At 71.9% G+C, this 14,935-nt stretch carries 12 protein-coding genes; 9 read left to right on the top strand and 3 right to left on the bottom strand.

The window, feature by feature from the left end; all coding sequences use genetic code 11:
- Positions 1-239: 239 nt before the first annotated feature.
- The 5 genes from ACP4IX_RS18230 to ACP4IX_RS18210 all read left to right on the top strand — a co-directional run bounded on the left by ACP4IX_RS18230 (position 240) and on the right by ACP4IX_RS18210 (position 5,064).
- A complete protein-coding gene (locus tag ACP4IX_RS18230; RefSeq protein ID WP_426556102.1) occupies positions 240-707 on the top strand; it encodes a hypothetical protein in 468 nt (155 codons plus the stop codon).
- Between the two features lie 52 nt (positions 708-759).
- Complete coding sequence (locus ACP4IX_RS18225; RefSeq protein ID WP_426556101.1) at positions 760-1,683, top strand: TatD family hydrolase; 924 nt, start codon at positions 760-762, stop codon at positions 1,681-1,683.
- Positions 1,684-1,780: 97 nt separating this feature from the next.
- A complete protein-coding gene (locus ACP4IX_RS18220; RefSeq protein ID WP_426556100.1) occupies positions 1,781-3,121 on the top strand; it encodes a ubiquitin-like domain-containing protein in 1,341 nt (446 codons plus the stop codon).
- Positions 3,122-3,299: 178 nt separating this feature from the next.
- Positions 3,300-4,160 carry a 16S rRNA (adenine(1518)-N(6)/adenine(1519)-N(6))-dimethyltransferase RsmA gene (rsmA, locus tag ACP4IX_RS18215; protein ID WP_426521194.1) on the top strand — a complete coding sequence of 287 codons (861 nt, stop codon included), beginning with the start codon at positions 3,300-3,302 and terminating at the stop codon, positions 4,158-4,160.
- A gap of 7 nt (positions 4,161-4,167) precedes the next feature.
- Entirely contained in the window at positions 4,168-5,064 is an 897-nt protein-coding gene (locus ACP4IX_RS18210; protein WP_426556099.1) for a 4-(cytidine 5'-diphospho)-2-C-methyl-D-erythritol kinase, read from the top strand.
- 10 nt (positions 5,065-5,074) lie between these two features.
- Here ACP4IX_RS18210 and ACP4IX_RS18205 read toward each other — a convergent pair whose 3' ends face one another.
- Positions 5,075-5,671, bottom strand: coding sequence for a Uma2 family endonuclease (locus ACP4IX_RS18205; protein ID WP_426556098.1), 597 nt, complete (start codon positions 5,669-5,671; stop codon positions 5,075-5,077).
- A 155-nt stretch (positions 5,672-5,826) separates the two neighbouring features.
- On the opposite strand from ACP4IX_RS18205, the gene ACP4IX_RS18200 reads away from it, so the two are divergent.
- The 4 genes from ACP4IX_RS18200 to ACP4IX_RS18185 all read left to right on the top strand — a co-directional run bounded on the left by ACP4IX_RS18200 (position 5,827) and on the right by ACP4IX_RS18185 (position 12,616).
- A complete protein-coding gene (locus ACP4IX_RS18200; RefSeq protein WP_426556097.1) occupies positions 5,827-7,641 on the top strand; it encodes an ABC-F family ATP-binding cassette domain-containing protein in 1,815 nt (604 codons plus the stop codon).
- Positions 7,642-7,874: 233 nt separating this feature from the next.
- Entirely contained in the window at positions 7,875-9,671 is a 1,797-nt protein-coding gene (locus ACP4IX_RS18195) for a PQQ-binding-like beta-propeller repeat protein (RefSeq protein WP_426556096.1), read from the top strand.
- 115 nt (positions 9,672-9,786) lie between these two features.
- Positions 9,787-11,685, top strand: a complete 1,899-nt coding sequence (locus tag ACP4IX_RS18190; RefSeq protein WP_426556095.1) for a PQQ-binding-like beta-propeller repeat protein — start codon at positions 9,787-9,789, stop codon at positions 11,683-11,685.
- 256 nt (positions 11,686-11,941) lie between these two features.
- Positions 11,942-12,616, top strand: coding sequence for a helix-turn-helix transcriptional regulator (locus ACP4IX_RS18185; protein WP_426556094.1), 675 nt, complete (start codon positions 11,942-11,944; stop codon positions 12,614-12,616).
- 228 nt (positions 12,617-12,844) lie between these two features.
- Here the strand turns inward: ACP4IX_RS18185 and ACP4IX_RS18180 are convergent, their stop codons facing one another.
- Together ACP4IX_RS18180 and ACP4IX_RS18175 are read right to left on the bottom strand one after the other, a co-directional pair.
- The gene (locus ACP4IX_RS18180) at positions 12,845-13,153 is read right to left on the bottom strand and encodes a hypothetical protein (RefSeq protein ID WP_426521208.1); all 309 of its coding nucleotides are present in this window, start codon (positions 13,151-13,153) and stop codon (positions 12,845-12,847) included.
- A 21-nt stretch (positions 13,154-13,174) separates the two neighbouring features.
- Complete coding sequence (locus tag ACP4IX_RS18175) at positions 13,175-14,854, bottom strand: sodium:solute symporter family protein (RefSeq protein ID WP_426521210.1); 1,680 nt, start codon at positions 14,852-14,854, stop codon at positions 13,175-13,177.
- Positions 14,855-14,935: the final 81 nt, after the last annotated feature.

Below are 14,935 nucleotides of genomic sequence, written 5' to 3'. Positions count from 1 at the left end.
GGCCTGGTCGGGGCTGGCCGGGGTCTGAGGACCGGGACCCGACCGGCGTCCGGCCGGGGCCGGTCAGGGGCCTGATCCGGCCACGTTTGACTCGTTCCTGACCTCCCCGCCCTTTGCGTCAAGGGCACCCCAAATCGGCTCAAACACTCGGCAGATCCGGTGCGTTCCCGTCGGCGGAGGAGTCCACTGGAGCAAGGAGCGGACGGAACGGCCAGCGAACCGAAGGAGCCGGGATGAGCATGAGTGAGAGCGCGGCGCGGACCGGACTGCGCGCCGGTGCCACCGCCGTCGTCCACGAGTCGTACTCCTTCGCCTGCATGCGCTGCGGCAACGGCTGGGAGCAGGCCTTCGAGATCGAGCACCACAGGGACGGCGCCGGTCGGGAGTTCGTGCTCTACGTCACGGACGGCCGTGTCGTGCCCTCCCCGCTGACCCGGCCGACCTGCGACGGCTGCGACAACCACGTCGTGCGGATCATGCGGCCGGGGCGGGTCGCCTCGGCGCGCGGCACCGGGCCCGGACAGCAGCACCGGGTGCCGCCGGCCGGGCCGCTGGAGGTACCGGTGGTTCCGGGGTCCACGGGGTCCACGGGGTCCACGGGGTCCACGGGGTCCACCGGGCCCTCGGCGGAGCGTCGGCACCGGCACTGGCACTGGCACTTCGGCGACGTCCTGCACGCCCTCCACCTCCACCGCCGGGCGGGCTGACCCCGCCGGCTGACCCGGCCGGGGCCCGCGGGGCCTTTCGTAGGATCGGGGTATGCCTTCGAACGCCTCCTCGGGCCGGTCCGACAAGAACGACGCGCCCCCGCTCCCCGAACCCCTGCGGGTGCCGGTCGCCGACTCCCACACCCACCTCGACATGCAGTCGGGCACCGTGGAGGAAGGCCTCGCCAAGGCAGCGTCGGCCGGTGTCACCACGGTCGTCCAGGTCGGCTGCGACCTCGCGGGCTCCCACTGGGCGGCCGAGACGGCGGCGGCGCACGACGCCGTCCACGCCACCGTCGCCCTGCACCCCAACGAGGCGCCGCGCATCGTGCACGGAGACCCTGGGGGCACCTCCCAGCCCCCTGGGGCTGGGGGAGGATGGTCCCGGCAGGGGGCGCGCGGGCCCGGCGGGGACGCGGCGCTCGACGACGCCCTCGCCGAGATCGACCGGCTGGCCGCGCTGCCGCAGGTCAAGGGCGTCGGCGAGACGGGACTGGACTACTTCCGCACCGGCCCCGAGGGCAAGGAGGCCCAGGAGAGGTCCTTCCGCGCCCACATCGAGATCGCCAAGCGGCACGGCAAGACGCTGGTCATCCACGACCGCGACGCCCACGCCGACGTCCTGCGCGTCCTCAAGGAGGAGGGCGCCCCCGACCGCACCGTCTTCCACTGCTACTCCGGTGACGCGGAGATGGCCGAGATCTGCGCCCGCGCCGGGTACTACATGTCCTTCGCCGGCAACGTCACCTTCAAGAACGCCCAGAACCTGCGCGACGCCCTCGCCGTGGCCCCGCTGGAACTGGTCCTCGTGGAGACCGACGCGCCGTTCCTGACACCGGTGCCCTACCGGGGGCGGCCCAACGCTCCCTACCTGATCCCGGTCACGGTGCGCGCCATGGCCGGCGTGCGGGGCGTCGACGAGGACACGCTGGCGACCGCCCTGGCGGCGAACACGGCCCGCGCCTTCGGTTACTGAGCGTCGTTCGCCACGCAGCGTAGTCGCTCCGCTTTGGATAGTGACGACCGCTCCGCTAGGTTCTGGGGGCCCGAGCCGGACCCTGGAGCGTGTCGGTGTGAGCAGGACGCAGTTCTCGGCCTTCGAGACCCACCAGATCGACGAGTCGCACGCACCGTACGCCGTGCCCGGCGCGCCGACCCTGGCGTACGGCGACGCCGGCTGCCGGCCCGCCCGCGAGGTGACCGGGCCCGCGCTGCCCCGGCAGGGCGCCGTGCGGGCCCCGGCCCCCGCGCCGCGAGCGGCTCCCGCACCCGGGGACGGGCGGGCCGCGCGACGGCGCCGGGACCGGTACGCCGGGCGCGCGGACGGCTCCCTGCGCCGACTGCTGCCGCGCGCGCTGGTCCTGGCGTTCCTCGCGGGCGGCACCACCGCCTTCGTCGCCGAGGACAAGGCCGTCGAGCTGACCGTCGACGGCACACCCCGCACCCTGCACACCTTCGCCGACGACGTGACCGAGCTGCTCGCGGAGGAGGGCGTCGAAGTGGGCACCCACGACGTGATCGTGCCCGCGCCCGCCACCCCGCTGACCAGCGGCGAGGAGGTCGCCGTGCACTACGGGCGGCCCGTCCTGCTCACCCTCGACGGCCGCCGGCGCCAGGTGTGGACGACCGCGGAGACGGTGGAGGGGGCGCTGAGGCGGCTCGGCGTGCGGACGGAGGGCGCGTACCTGTCCACCGAGGGCTCCCGGCGCATCGGACGGGAGGGCCTCACCCTGAACGTGCGGACCGAACGGGTGGTGACCGTCATGGCGGACGGCAGGGCCCGCACCATCCGCACCAACGCGGCGACCGTGCGCGAGGCCGTCGAGGAGGCCGGGGTCACACTGCGCGGCCAGGACACCACGTCCGTCCCGGAGACCGGCTTCCCCCGCGACGGGCAGACCGTCACGGTGCTGCGGATCACCGGCTCCGAGGAGGTCCGCGAGGACCCGATCCCGTTCGCCGTGCGGAGGGTCGAGGACTCCTCCCTCTACCGGGGCACCGAGATCGTCCGGCAGACGGGCCTGCCCGGGCTGCGGCGGACCACGTACGCGCTGCGCACCGTCAACGGCGTCCGGGGCAAGCCGCGCCGGCTGCGCACCGAGGTGGTGCGTGAACCGAGGACGCAGATCGTGCTGGTCGGCACGCGCGCCCGGCCGACGTCCGTGCGGGGCGCCGACCACCTGAACTGGCAGGGCCTGGCCGCGTGCGAGTCGGGCGGGCGCCCGGACGCCGTCGACCCCTCGGGGACGTACGGGGGCCTCTACCAGTTCGACACCCACACCTGGCACAGCCTCGGCGGCGAGGGGCGGCCGGAGGACGCGCCGGCCGAGGAGCAGACGTACCGTGCGAAGAAGCTGTACGTACGCGGTGGCGCCGACTCCTGGCCGCACTGCGGGGCACGGCTGCGGGAGTGAGCGGCGGTGCCCTCGCGGCCACACCCCGGCACCCCTCGCGGCCACACCCCGGCACCCCTCGCGGCCACACCCCGGCACCCCTCGCGGTCACACCCCGGCCACCCCTCGCGGCCACCCCCCGCGGCCCCGACGCCTCCGCGCTCCTCGGCGCCTCCGCGCCCCCGGCTACCCTTGCGGGGTGAGCAGCCCCACCCCCGACGCCCTCCTGGGTCCCGCCGACGTCCGCGAACTCGCGGCAGCCCTCGGCGTACGCCCCACCAAGCAGCGCGGCCAGAACTTCGTCATCGACGCCAACACGGTCCGCCGTATCGTCCGCACCGCCGAGGTACGCCCCGACGACGTGGTGGTCGAGGTGGGACCGGGTCTCGGCTCGCTCACCCTGGCCCTGCTGGAGGCCGCCGACCGGGTCACCGCCGTCGAGATCGACGACGTCCTCGCCGGCGCCCTCCCCGCCACCGTCGCCGCCCGGATGCCCGAGCGCGCCGGCCGTTTCGCGCTGGTCCACTCCGACGCGATGCACGTGACCGAGCTGCCGGGCCCCGCCCCGACCGCGCTGGTCGCCAACCTGCCGTACAACGTGGCCGTGCCCGTCCTCCTGCACATGCTCGACACCTTCCCGACGATCGAGCGCACCCTCGTGATGGTGCAGGCCGAGGTCGCCGACCGGCTCGCCGCCGGACCCGGCAACAAGGTGTACGGCGTGCCGTCCGTGAAGGCCAACTGGTACGCCGAGGTCCGCCGGGCGGGCTCCATCGGCCGCAACGTCTTCTGGCCCGCGCCCAACGTCGACAGCGGCCTCGTGTCACTCGTCCGGCGGGCCGAGCCGCTGGAGACCACCGCGTCCAGGCGCGAGGTCTTCGCCGTCGTCGACGCCGCGTTCGCCCAGCGCCGCAAGACCCTGCGGGCCGCCCTCGCCGGGTGGGCAGGCTCGGCCGCCGCCGCCGAGGCCGCCCTCGTCGCCGCGGGCGTGTCGCCGCAGGCGCGCGGAGAGGCGCTGACCGTGGAAGAGTTCGCGCGTATCGCCGAACACAAGGAGTGACGAGCAAGTGAGCGTGACGGTCCGCGTCCCCGCCAAGGTCAACGTCCAGCTCGCGGTCGGCGCCGCCCGCCCCGACGGCTTCCACGACCTGGCCAACGTCTTCCTCGCCGTCTCCCTGTACGACGAGATCACCGCGACCCCGGCCGCCGGCGGACTCCGCGTCACCTGCGAGGGCCCGGACGCCGGCCAGGTCCCCCTCGACCGGACCAACCTCGCGGCCCGCGCCGCACTCGCCCTCGCCGAGCGCTACGGCCGCGAGCCCGACGTGCACCTGCACATCGCCAAGGACATCCCCGTCGCCGGCGGCATGGCGGGCGGCAGCGCGGACTGCGCGGGCGCGCTGGTCGCCTGCGACGCCCTGTGGGGCACCGGCGCCTCGCGCGCCGAGCTGCTCGCGATCTGCGCCGAGCTGGGCAGTGACGTGCCGTTCAGCCTGGTCGGCGGGGCCGCGCTCGGCACCGGGCGGGGCGAGAAGCTGACGGAGCTGGAGGTCGGCGGCGACTTCCACTGGGTGTTCGCGATGGCGTCGCGCGGACTGTCCACGCCGGCCGTCTTCCGCGAGTTCGACCGGCTGGGGGAGGGCCTGGACATTCCGGAGCCGGTCGCCGCGCAGTCCGTGCTCGACGCCCTCGCCAAGGGCGACCCGGCCGCGCTCGCCGTCGCCGTCACCAACGACCTCCAGCCGGCCGCGCTGTCCCTCTTCCCCGAACTGTCCGACACCCTCGCGGCGGGGCGGGCGGCGGGCGCGCTGGCGGCCCTGGTCTCGGGCTCGGGGCCGACGACGGCCTTCCTCGCGGCCGACGCCAGGTCGGCGTCCGACATCGCCGGGGTGCTGCGGGCGTCGGGCACGTGCCGCGACGTGCGTACGGCGGTGGGGGCGGCGGCGGGGGCGACGGTGGTCTGATGGGCTTGGCTCAGAGCTGGTCGATGGCGGTCAGGTCGATGTCGATGACGTAAGGCCTGTCGACCTTGATGCGGTCACGGTGGATGCCCATGTGTACGTATGTTTTGGTCATCGGTTCGAGTTCGTAGACGTGGACGACCGGCCTGCCGTCCGTACCGCCCTGCTCGACGCGCCAGAAGTTCGGGATGCCGGCGGCGGCGTACTTCTGCGGCTTGGTCGTGCGGTCGCGGGACTCGGAGTCGGGCGAGACGACCTCGACGGCGAGGAGGACGTCCTCGGCCTGGTAGCTCGTCTGGGTCGGCCCGGTGACCGCCTCGGCGCGGATGACACTGACGTCGGGCTCCGGGCCGTTTCGCCGGTCGAGGATGGTGGTCATCTCCCGGCTGACCTTGAACTCGGCGGGTAGTCCCGCACGCAGCCCCCAGACCAGCAGGTCGATCACATTCGCGTGGAAACGGCGCTGCGGACTCACGAAAACCAGGCTCCCGTCGATCAGCTGGGTGTGCGGCGGGAGATCAGGCAGGGTGAACAGGTCGTCCACGGTGTAACCGTCCACGGGCGGCACCGGCCAGCGCGGGCGGCGGTGCTCTACGGACTCGGCGGTCATGGTTCCTCCCATGGACGGGATCCTGCTGCCTGCCCTCCACGGTAACCGGGGGATACGACACACGTCAGTACAAAGAGTGACGATCCCCGTCCGCGTCACCCCACCCCCCGAAGGGCCTACGCTGGAAGGCTGATCGTCCCCCAGTCAGGAGAGAAATGGCCGTCAACCTGGTCAATGTCGAGAACGTCAGCAAGGTGTACGGCACCCGTGCACTCCTCGACGGCGTGTCCCTCGGCGTCTCCGAAGGCGACCGCATCGGGGTGGTCGGCCGCAACGGCGACGGCAAGACGACCATGATCCGGATGCTCGCCAAGCTGGAGGACCCGGACACCGGCCGGGTCACCCACTCCGGCGGGCTGCGCCTCGGCGTCCTCACCCAGCACGACTCCCTCGACCCCACCGCCACCGTCCGCCACGAGGTCATCGGCGACCTCGCCGACCACGAGTGGGCGGGCAACGCCAAGATCAGGGACGTGCTGACGGGGCTGTTCGGCGGGCTCGACATGCCGGGCTTCCCGCAGGGCCTGGACACCGTCATCGGCCCGCTCTCCGGCGGTGAGCGGCGCCGGATCGCGCTCGCCAAGCTGCTCATCGACGAACAGGACCTGATCGTCCTCGACGAGCCCACCAACCACCTCGACGTCGAGGGCATCGCCTGGCTCGCCGGGCACCTGCGCGAGCGGCGTTCCGCCCTCGTGTGCGTGACCCACGACCGGTGGTTCCTCGACCAGGTCTGCACCCGCATGTGGGACGTGCAGCGCGGTGACGTCTTCGAGTACGAGGGCGGCTACTCCGACTACGTCTTCGCCCGCGCGGAGCGCGAGCGCATCGCCGCCACCGAGGAGACCAAGCGGCAGAACCTGGTCCGCAAGGAGCTGGCCTGGCTGCGGCGCGGCGCCCCCGCACGCACCTCCAAGCCGCGCTTCCGCGTCGAGGCCGCCAACGAGCTGATCGCGGACGTGCCGCCGCCCCGGGACAGCAGCGAGCTGATGAAGTTCGCGTCGTCCCGGCTCGGCAAGACCGTGTTCGACCTGGAGGACGTGACCGTCCAGGCCGGTCCCAAGGTGCTGCTCAAGCACGTCACCTGGCAGCTCGGCCCCGGCGACCGCATCGGCCTCGTCGGCGTCAACGGCGCCGGCAAGACCTCCCTGCTGCGGGACCTCGCGAACGCCGCGTTCAGCGACGGGGAGCAGCAGCCCGCGGGCGGGCACGTCAAGGTCGGCAGGACCGTCAAGCTGGCCTACCTGTCCCAGGAGGTCGCCGAGCTCGACCCCACCTGGCGGGTGCTGGAGGCCGTGCAGCGCGTCCGTGAGCGCGTCGACCTCGGCAAGGGCCGCGAGATGACCGCCGGGCAGCTGTGCGAGACGTTCGGCTTCGGCAAGGAGAAGCAGTGGACGCCGGTCGGTGACCTGTCCGGCGGTGAGCGGCGGCGGCTCCAGCTGCTCCGCCTCCTCATGGACGAGCCCAACGTCCTCTTCCTCGACGAGCCCACCAACGACCTCGACATCGAGACCCTGACCCAGCTGGAGGACGTGCTCGACGGCTGGCCCGGGTCGATGATCGTCATCTCCCACGACCGGTTCTTCGTCGAGCGCACCACCGACCGGGTCTTCGCCCTCCTCGGCGACGGCGCCCTGCGGATGCTGCCGCGCGGCATCGACGAGTACCTGGAGCGGCGGAAGCGGATGGAGGAGGCCGCCGCGGCCAACGCCCCGGCGGCAGCGGCGAAGCCGGCCGCGGAGGTGCCCGAGAAGAGCGCCGCCGACGTGCGTGCCGCCAAGAAGGAGCTGCAGAAGATCGAACGGCAGCTGGACAAGGTCTCCGAGAAGGAGGCCAAGCTGCACGCGCGGATCGCCGAGAACGCCACCGACTTCGCGAAGGTGGCCGAACTGGACACCGAGCTGCGCGAACTGGCCGGCCAGCGCGAGGAGCTGGAGATGCGTTGGCTGGAACTGGCGGAGGACGCCTGACCCTTCGCAGGCGGGGCGCGCGACGCGTGAAGAGGGCGTGAAGGCGCGTAACAGAGGCATCACGGGCCGGTCCTCCCTTGGGTACAGGGGAGGGCGCGGCCCGGTGTGCCGTCCGGTCCGGTGATAGAAAGGCCGTCCGAGAACTGTCTAGTGACTGCCGTTCGACGACCCCGAGGCCAGCGCGTACCTCGGATCGTGGCTAGAAATCAGTAGCTATAAGGGGGAACGCGCTGATGAGCCAGCCGCCCAATCAGCCGCCGCAGCCGGGTGGCTTCGGAGCACCGCAGGATCCACCGCCAGGAGGCTTCGGGGCACCGGCCCCTCAGGGCCCGCCGTCCGGTCCGCCGCCGCAGCCGGGGTACGGCTACCCGCAGCAGGCGCCGCCGCAGCCGGGATACGGCTACCCCCAGCAGCCGCAGCCGGGACAGCCCGGTCAGCCGGGGCCGTACGCGCAGCCCGGTCCGTACGGCTCAGGGCCGTACGCCCAGCCGCAGCAGCCGGGCCCGTACGGCGGACAGCCCGGTTACGGCTATCCGCAGCCGCAGTTCCCGGGCGCCCCCGGCACCCCGCCGCCCGGCGGCTCCGGGTCCCGCAACCCCTTCAAGGGCAAGCCCGCCCTCGCCGTAGGCGCCGCTGTCGCGGCCCTGCTCGTCATCGGCGGCGGCGTGTGGGCGGTCACCGCGAACAGCGGCGACGACAAGGACGAGAAGCCCGTCGCCGGCAAGAGCGACGATCCCAAGCCCTCCGGTTCCGGCGACGCGCCGATCGATTCCGGTGACGGCCGCGGCGACGGCGCCGAGGACCCCGAGGACCTCAACGAGGGCCGCCGGGCGGGCGAGTCCAAGGTGCTCTGGTACAAGGAGGCGCCCGACGCCCCCGGTTCCGGCGCCGACGCCCCCGGCATGTGGATCACCGGCAAGACCGCGGTGAAGGCGGCGTACAAGCAGCTCCTCGCCTACGACGTCGGTGACGGCAAGCCCTCTTGGGACCCGATCGCCTTCCCGGAGAGGATCTGCGCCGTCACCCCGGAGAAGACGGCCGCCGACAAGATTGTCGTCGCCTACATGAGCGGCTCCAGCGACCGCGCCAAGTGCAACCAGTTGCAGGAGATCGACCTCGCCACCGGAGCGAAGGGCTGGAAGGAGGAGGTCGAGGACGGCGAACTCTTCGACACCACCCTCTCCGTCGAGCTGAACGTCAGCGGCAACATCCTGATGGTCGGCCGTTCCCAGTCCGGCACCGCCTACGACGTCACCAGCGGCAAGAAGCTCTACGACAAGAAGCGGTACGGCGACGCCTGCTTCCCCGCCGGCTTCGCGTCCGGACCGAAGGCGATCGTCCAGGTCGCCTCCTGCGGCGCCGGCGGCAACAACGAGCACGACGAGGTGCAGGGCCTCGACCCGAAGACCGGCAAGGTCCTGTGGACCTACAAGTACGGGAAGGGCTGGCGGGTCGAGCGCACCTACTCCGTCGACCCGCTCGTCGTCTACGCCACCAACGAGGACAAGAAGGTCTGGAACATCTCCACCTTCACCGCCAAGGGCACGATCCTCCAGCAGGTCGGCGTCCAGGAGGACTTCGCCCCCGAGTGCGGCTGGGCCATCCTCGACCGCGACCTCCAGGGCTGTGCGGGCGTCGTCGTCGCCGCGGGCACGCTCTACCTGCCGACCGAGGCGACCGGCGGCGCCAACGAGATCGTCGCGATCGACCTCGCCTCCGGCAAGGAGAAGTGGCGCGCGAAGTCCCCCGCGGACGAGACGATGATTCCGATGAAGGTCGAGGGCGACCAGCTCATCGCCTACGTGCAGCCGTCCTACGAGGCGGGCGGCCAGGTCGTGTCGATCGCGACCGGCGGCAGCAGCCACACGCCGGCCAAGCTGATGCAGAACCCGCAGGGCGTGGCGGACATCGAGAGAAGCTTCTACTCCAAGGACATCGACTGGGTCGACGGGCGGTTCTACATCTCCAGCACCCGCCTGACCGGAAACGACGAATCGAAGGAGAAGTTGATGCTCGCCTTCGGCAAGTGACCTTCTTCGCCCGCTCCTTCAGCTTGGCCGGCTCCGCCCGTCCGGTGCGCTCCGCCCGCTCCGGCGGGCCCGCCCGGCCGTCCCCGTCGTCTCCGTTTTCCGAGGTACTCACGTCATGACCCAGCCGCCGCCCCCGCCGTCCCACCAGCCCCCGCAGGGGGGAGGCTTCGGCCCGCCGCAGAACGAACCGCCGCAGCCGCCGGTCCCGCCCGCGGGCGGGGCGCCGAACCCCGGCGGGCCCCCCGAGCCGGGCTACGGCTACCCGCACACGCCGCCGCAGGCGCCCGCGGCCCCGCCGGTGGGGCCGCCGCAGCCGGGGTACGGATATCCGCAGGCCCCGCCGCAGCCCCAGCCCGGGTACGGCTATCCCGGCCAGCAGCCCGGCCCGTACGGGCAGCCGCAGACGCAGCCGCAGCAGCCCGGGCCCTACGGGCAGCCGACGCCGCCGTACGGCCAGCCGGGGCAGCCCGGTCACCCGGGGCAGCCCGGCTACGGCTACCCGCAGGCGACCGTGCCGATGCAGGCTCAGGCCGGCGCGCCGGGCGGCGGCCGGAAGATCAACTCGCAGGTGGCGATCATCGTGTCGGCCGTCGTGGCGATCGCGCTGATCATCGGCGGCGGTGTCTGGTACGCGGACTCCGCCGGCAAGGACGACGACAAGAACGACACCGCGACCTCCTCCGGCGGCAACGGCGGCGAGGGCGGCACCGACGAGAAGGGCGGCGGGGGCGGCACGTCCTCCGGGGGCGAGGAGAAGGTGCCCGCCGACCCCGCCTCCAAGGTGCTCTTCCAGGTCCCCGCGCCCGCGGTGAGCAAGGAGGACGACAGCGTCGACGTCTCCGGCTCGTGGCTCACCGACAAGGTGTACGCCAAGAGCGGCATCGCCGAGATCGTCGGCTACGACCCCGACAAGGGCAGCAAGAAGTGGACGATCAAGCTCGCCGGCCCCGTCTGCACGGCCGGCCGGCACGTCACCGACGACAACAAGACGGTCATCGTCCACCAGCCCGCCATGCCGACCAAGGCGGAGCGCTCGCACGGCTGCTCCCAGGTCGCGCTGATCGACCTGGACGCGGGCAGGACGCTGTGGACGAAGACCGCCGGTGACCAGCCGATCTCCTTCAACAACGTCACCATCAGCGGAGGCACCGTCGCCGCCGGCAGCAATGACGGCGGCGTCGCCTGGGACATCGCCAAGGGCACCGTCCTGTGGTCCCCGAAGACGACCGACACCTGCCAGGACGCGGGCTACGGCGGCGGCGAGAAGCTGGTCGCGGTGCGCAGGTGCGGCCCGTACGACGCCCAGGAGCTGAAGATCCAGACCATCGACCCGAAGAGCGGGAAGGTGATCTCCGAGTACCCGATGGCCAAGGGCATCGAGTACGCGAGCGTCGTGTCGACGAACCCGCTGGTCGTGGCCGCCGACGTCGGCAAGTCCGCCGGTGACGGCAGCGGTATCTCGGACTTCTTCTCCATCGACAACAAGACCGGCAAGCTGCGCGCCCGCATCCTTGCGCCGGGCGATCAGTTCGCGGCCGAGTGCGACGGCATCACGGAGGTCGAGCACTGCTCGGGGCTCGCGGTCGGCAACGACCGGCTCTACATCCCGACGGAGGAGCACGAGAGCGGCGGCGAGTCGTACAGCCGTACCAACGAGATCGTCGCCTTCGACCTGGCCACCGGGAAGCAGACCGGGCAGCGCGCCGACGCCGGCGTCGACTACACGATCACCCCGCTCCGCATGGACGGTGCCAACGTGATCGCGTACAAGCGCCCGCCGTACGACAAGGGCGGCCAGATCGTGAGCATCGACGGGGGGACCTTCAAGCAGACCAAGCTGCTGGAGAACCCGGCGACCGAGGCGGTGCGGGACGTGGAGGCCGGCATGTCGCCGGAGTACTCCGAGATCCTCTACACGCAGGGGCACCTGTACATGGCGGAGGTGTACGCCAGTGAGCCGGTCAACCCCGACGAGAAGGAGTACCTGGTGATCGCGTTCGGCACCAGCGGCTGAGTCCGCAGAGTCCGCAGAGCCCGCCCGGCGTTCCGCCGGGAGATCCCCCCGCGGCCCCGTTCCTGTTCAGGGACGGGGCCGTATTGCGGGGGATTTCGGCGATCCGGGGCAGTTATCACCGGTAGGGGCAGCGCGACGTCGGACTAGCGTGTAGCTTCCGGGGGCATGGAGGGCGGGGTCGGGGCGGGGCCGCGGGCGGGGAGCCGTGGGCCTTCGCAGGCCGTGCCGGGGGTCCGGGTGACTGGGGGGTTGCTCTATGGGAGTACGGCTCATGGTGGTCGACGATCACCGATTGCTCGCCGAGGCGCTGGCCTCGGCGCTGAAGCTGCGCGGGCACCGGGTGCTCGCCGCGGCGGCGCCGGCCGCGGGTGCGGCGGAGCTGGTGATCAGCCGGGCGCCGGAGGTGTGCCTGCTGGGGACGGCGACACCGGCCGAGCCGGGGCGGTTCGACCCGGTGGTGCGGATCAAGCGGGAGCGTCCGCAGGTGGCGGTGCTGGTACTGGGACCGGTGCCGAACCCTCGCGGGATCGCGGCGGCGTTCGCGGCGGGTGCCTCGGGGTACGTCCGGCACGACGAGCGGATCGGGGGCGTCGAGCGGTCGATCATGAAGGCGCGGGCCGGGGAGGTGGCGGTGGCGCCGTCGCTGTTGCAGGGCGCCTTCGGTGAGCTGCTGAATCCGGCGGCCCAGCCCGACGACGAGGGGCAGCGGCTGCTCCAGATGCTGACGCCCCGGGAGGTGGAGGTCCTGGTCAGGGTCGCCGAGGGGGACGACACGCGCCTGATCGCGGCGGGTATGGGGATCGCCCCGTCCACGGCGCGTACGCACGTCCAGCGCGTGCTGATGAAGCTCGGCGTGGGCTCCCGCCTGGAGGCGGCGGCACTGGCCGCGCGGACGGGGCTGCTGGACCGGGCGGGTGCCTCCGGCGGCTGAGCGGGTGGGGTGCCCGCGGCGGTCGAACGGCCGGGGTGCCTGCGGCGGCCTGCGCGGGCGGACCCGCCGACACGGCTCCTCCCCGCCGTACGCAGCCGTCCGTCCGCGCGGGGTGCGCCGTCCCGCCGCGGCGGGGGTGTGGGGCGGGCCGAGCGGCATCCCGCTGGGCCCACCCGACGTCCGCCCCACGCCCGGCAGCGCACCCCGGCGCCGCTCACGGCACCCGCGTCACTCCCCCGGCCCCTCCTCGGCGGAGGGCGGCGGCGGGGCCGTGGGACGCAGCCTCAGCCATGCCAGGAAGAACAGTCCCAGCACCAGCATCCCCAGCCCGGTCCAGAGGTTGATGTTCACCCCCTGCGCCTTGTCGATGTCGTCGTCGGACGCCACGAGGCCCGCGATCGTCACGATGACGCCGTAGACCACGAACAGCCCGCCGATGATCCGCCGGATGTCGAACAGCCGCGCGGCCGTGACGGACTTGGTCTCCAGCTCGGAGACCTCGTCGTGGACGTTCTTCTCGGAGTAGGAATCAGACATGCTCTCTCAATCCTTCCGCGATCAGAACGAGAACGGGACGTAGCAGGCGGCGGCCAGGACGACCGCCCCCCAGCCCAGCAGGGCCGGCTTGCGGTACCACGCGTCGTCGCCCTCGGCGGGTGCCTCGGACATGCCGGGGGAGGTGGTGCCGTAGACCAGGCCCTGCAGTTCGGCGACCGGCTTCGGCTCGGTGAACAGGGAGACGGCGACCATGACCACCGCGCCGGCGACGAAGCCCGCGATCGAGGAGACGAAGTTGGCGCCCTGGTCGGAGGGGATGTCGATGATGCCCTGCTTGTAGATGACGAAGTAGTTCACCATCGCGGCGGTGGTGCCCGCGATCAGGCCCCAGAAGCCGGACTTCATGGAGGCCCGCTTCCAGAACATGCCGATGATGAAGACCACGAACATCGGCACGTTGAAGAAGGAGAACAGCGTCTGGAGGTAGCTCATGATGTTCGAGAACGACGACGCCAGGAAGGCCGTGCCGATCGAGGCCAGCACGCCGATGACCGTGATCAGGCGGCCGAAGCGGACGTAGTAGTCGTCCTCGCGGTCCTTCACGACGTACTTCGCCCAGATGTCGGTGGTGAAGACCGTGTTGAAGGAGGAGATGTTCGCCGCCATGCCCGCCATGAAGGCGGCCAGCAGGCCGGTCACCGCGATGCCGAGGACGCCGTTGGGCAGCAGCTGCTGCATCAGGTACGGGATCGCGTCGTTGTACTGGAGGTCCGAGCCGGGCGTGCCGATCTTCGGGACGAGGACGGCGGCGACCAGGCCCGGGATCATCACGACGAAGACGATGAAGATCTTCGGGAAGGCGGCGATCAGCGGCGTGCGCTTGGCCGCCGAGAGGTTCTTCGCCGACAGGGCGCGCTGCACCTCGGCGAAGTTGGTCGTCCAGTAGCCGAAGGAGAGGACGAAGCCGAGACCGAGCACGATGGTCAGCCAGTTGGCGCCCAGCGGGTTGTCGCTGCCGATGCCCGTGCCGCCCCACGAGGTCATGAAGTCGGCCCCGCGGGTCTGGGTGAGGGAGTCGGACAGGCCGTCCCAGCCGCCGACCTTCTTCAGGCCCAGGACGGTGATCGGGATGAGGCCGGCCAGGATCACGAAGAACTGGAGGACCTCGTTGTAGATCGCCGAGGACAGGCCGCCCAGGGTGATGTACGCCAGGACGAAGAAGCCGGCGACCACGATGGCCACCCACTGGGGCCAGCCCAGCAGTGCCTCGACGACGATCGCGAGGGCGTAGAGGTTCACCCCGGCGATCAGGATGGCGGCGACCGCGAACAGGGCCGAGCTCAGGAGGTGTGACGCCTTGTCGAAGCGGAGGAGGAGGAACTCCGGGACCGAGCGGACCTTCGAGCCGTAGTAGAACGGCATCATCACCAGGCCGAGGAAGACCATCGCCGGGATGGCGCCGATCCAGTACCAGTGGGTCGTGTAGACGCCGTACTGGGCGCTGTTGGCGGCCATGCCGAGGATCTCGGTGGCGCCCAGGTTGGCCGCGACGAACGCGAGGCCGGTGACCCAGGCGGGCAGCGAGCGGCCGGACAGGAAGAAGTCCAGGCTGGTCCTGACCGAACGCCGGGCGGCGAAGCCGATGCCGAGCACGACGACGAAGTAGATCCCGAGGATCGAGTAGTCGAGCCAGTTGGTGGGGAGTCGAAGCTCCGCGGCTAGGTATGTGGGGGTATGCATGCGAACTCGCTTCGTTGCGCGAACTGATCCCAGCGGAACCTACGCCTCCGCGTTCAGTAATTGAACACTTCTGGTGATGTT

Origin of the sequence: Streptomyces sp. WG5, assembly GCF_049974565.1 — a bacterium.
In the GTDB taxonomy this organism is placed as follows: Bacteria; Actinomycetota; Actinomycetes; order Streptomycetales; family Streptomycetaceae; genus Streptomyces.
Note: the sequence above shows the minus strand (reverse complement) of the source record. Positions and strands in the feature narration are given on the sequence as shown.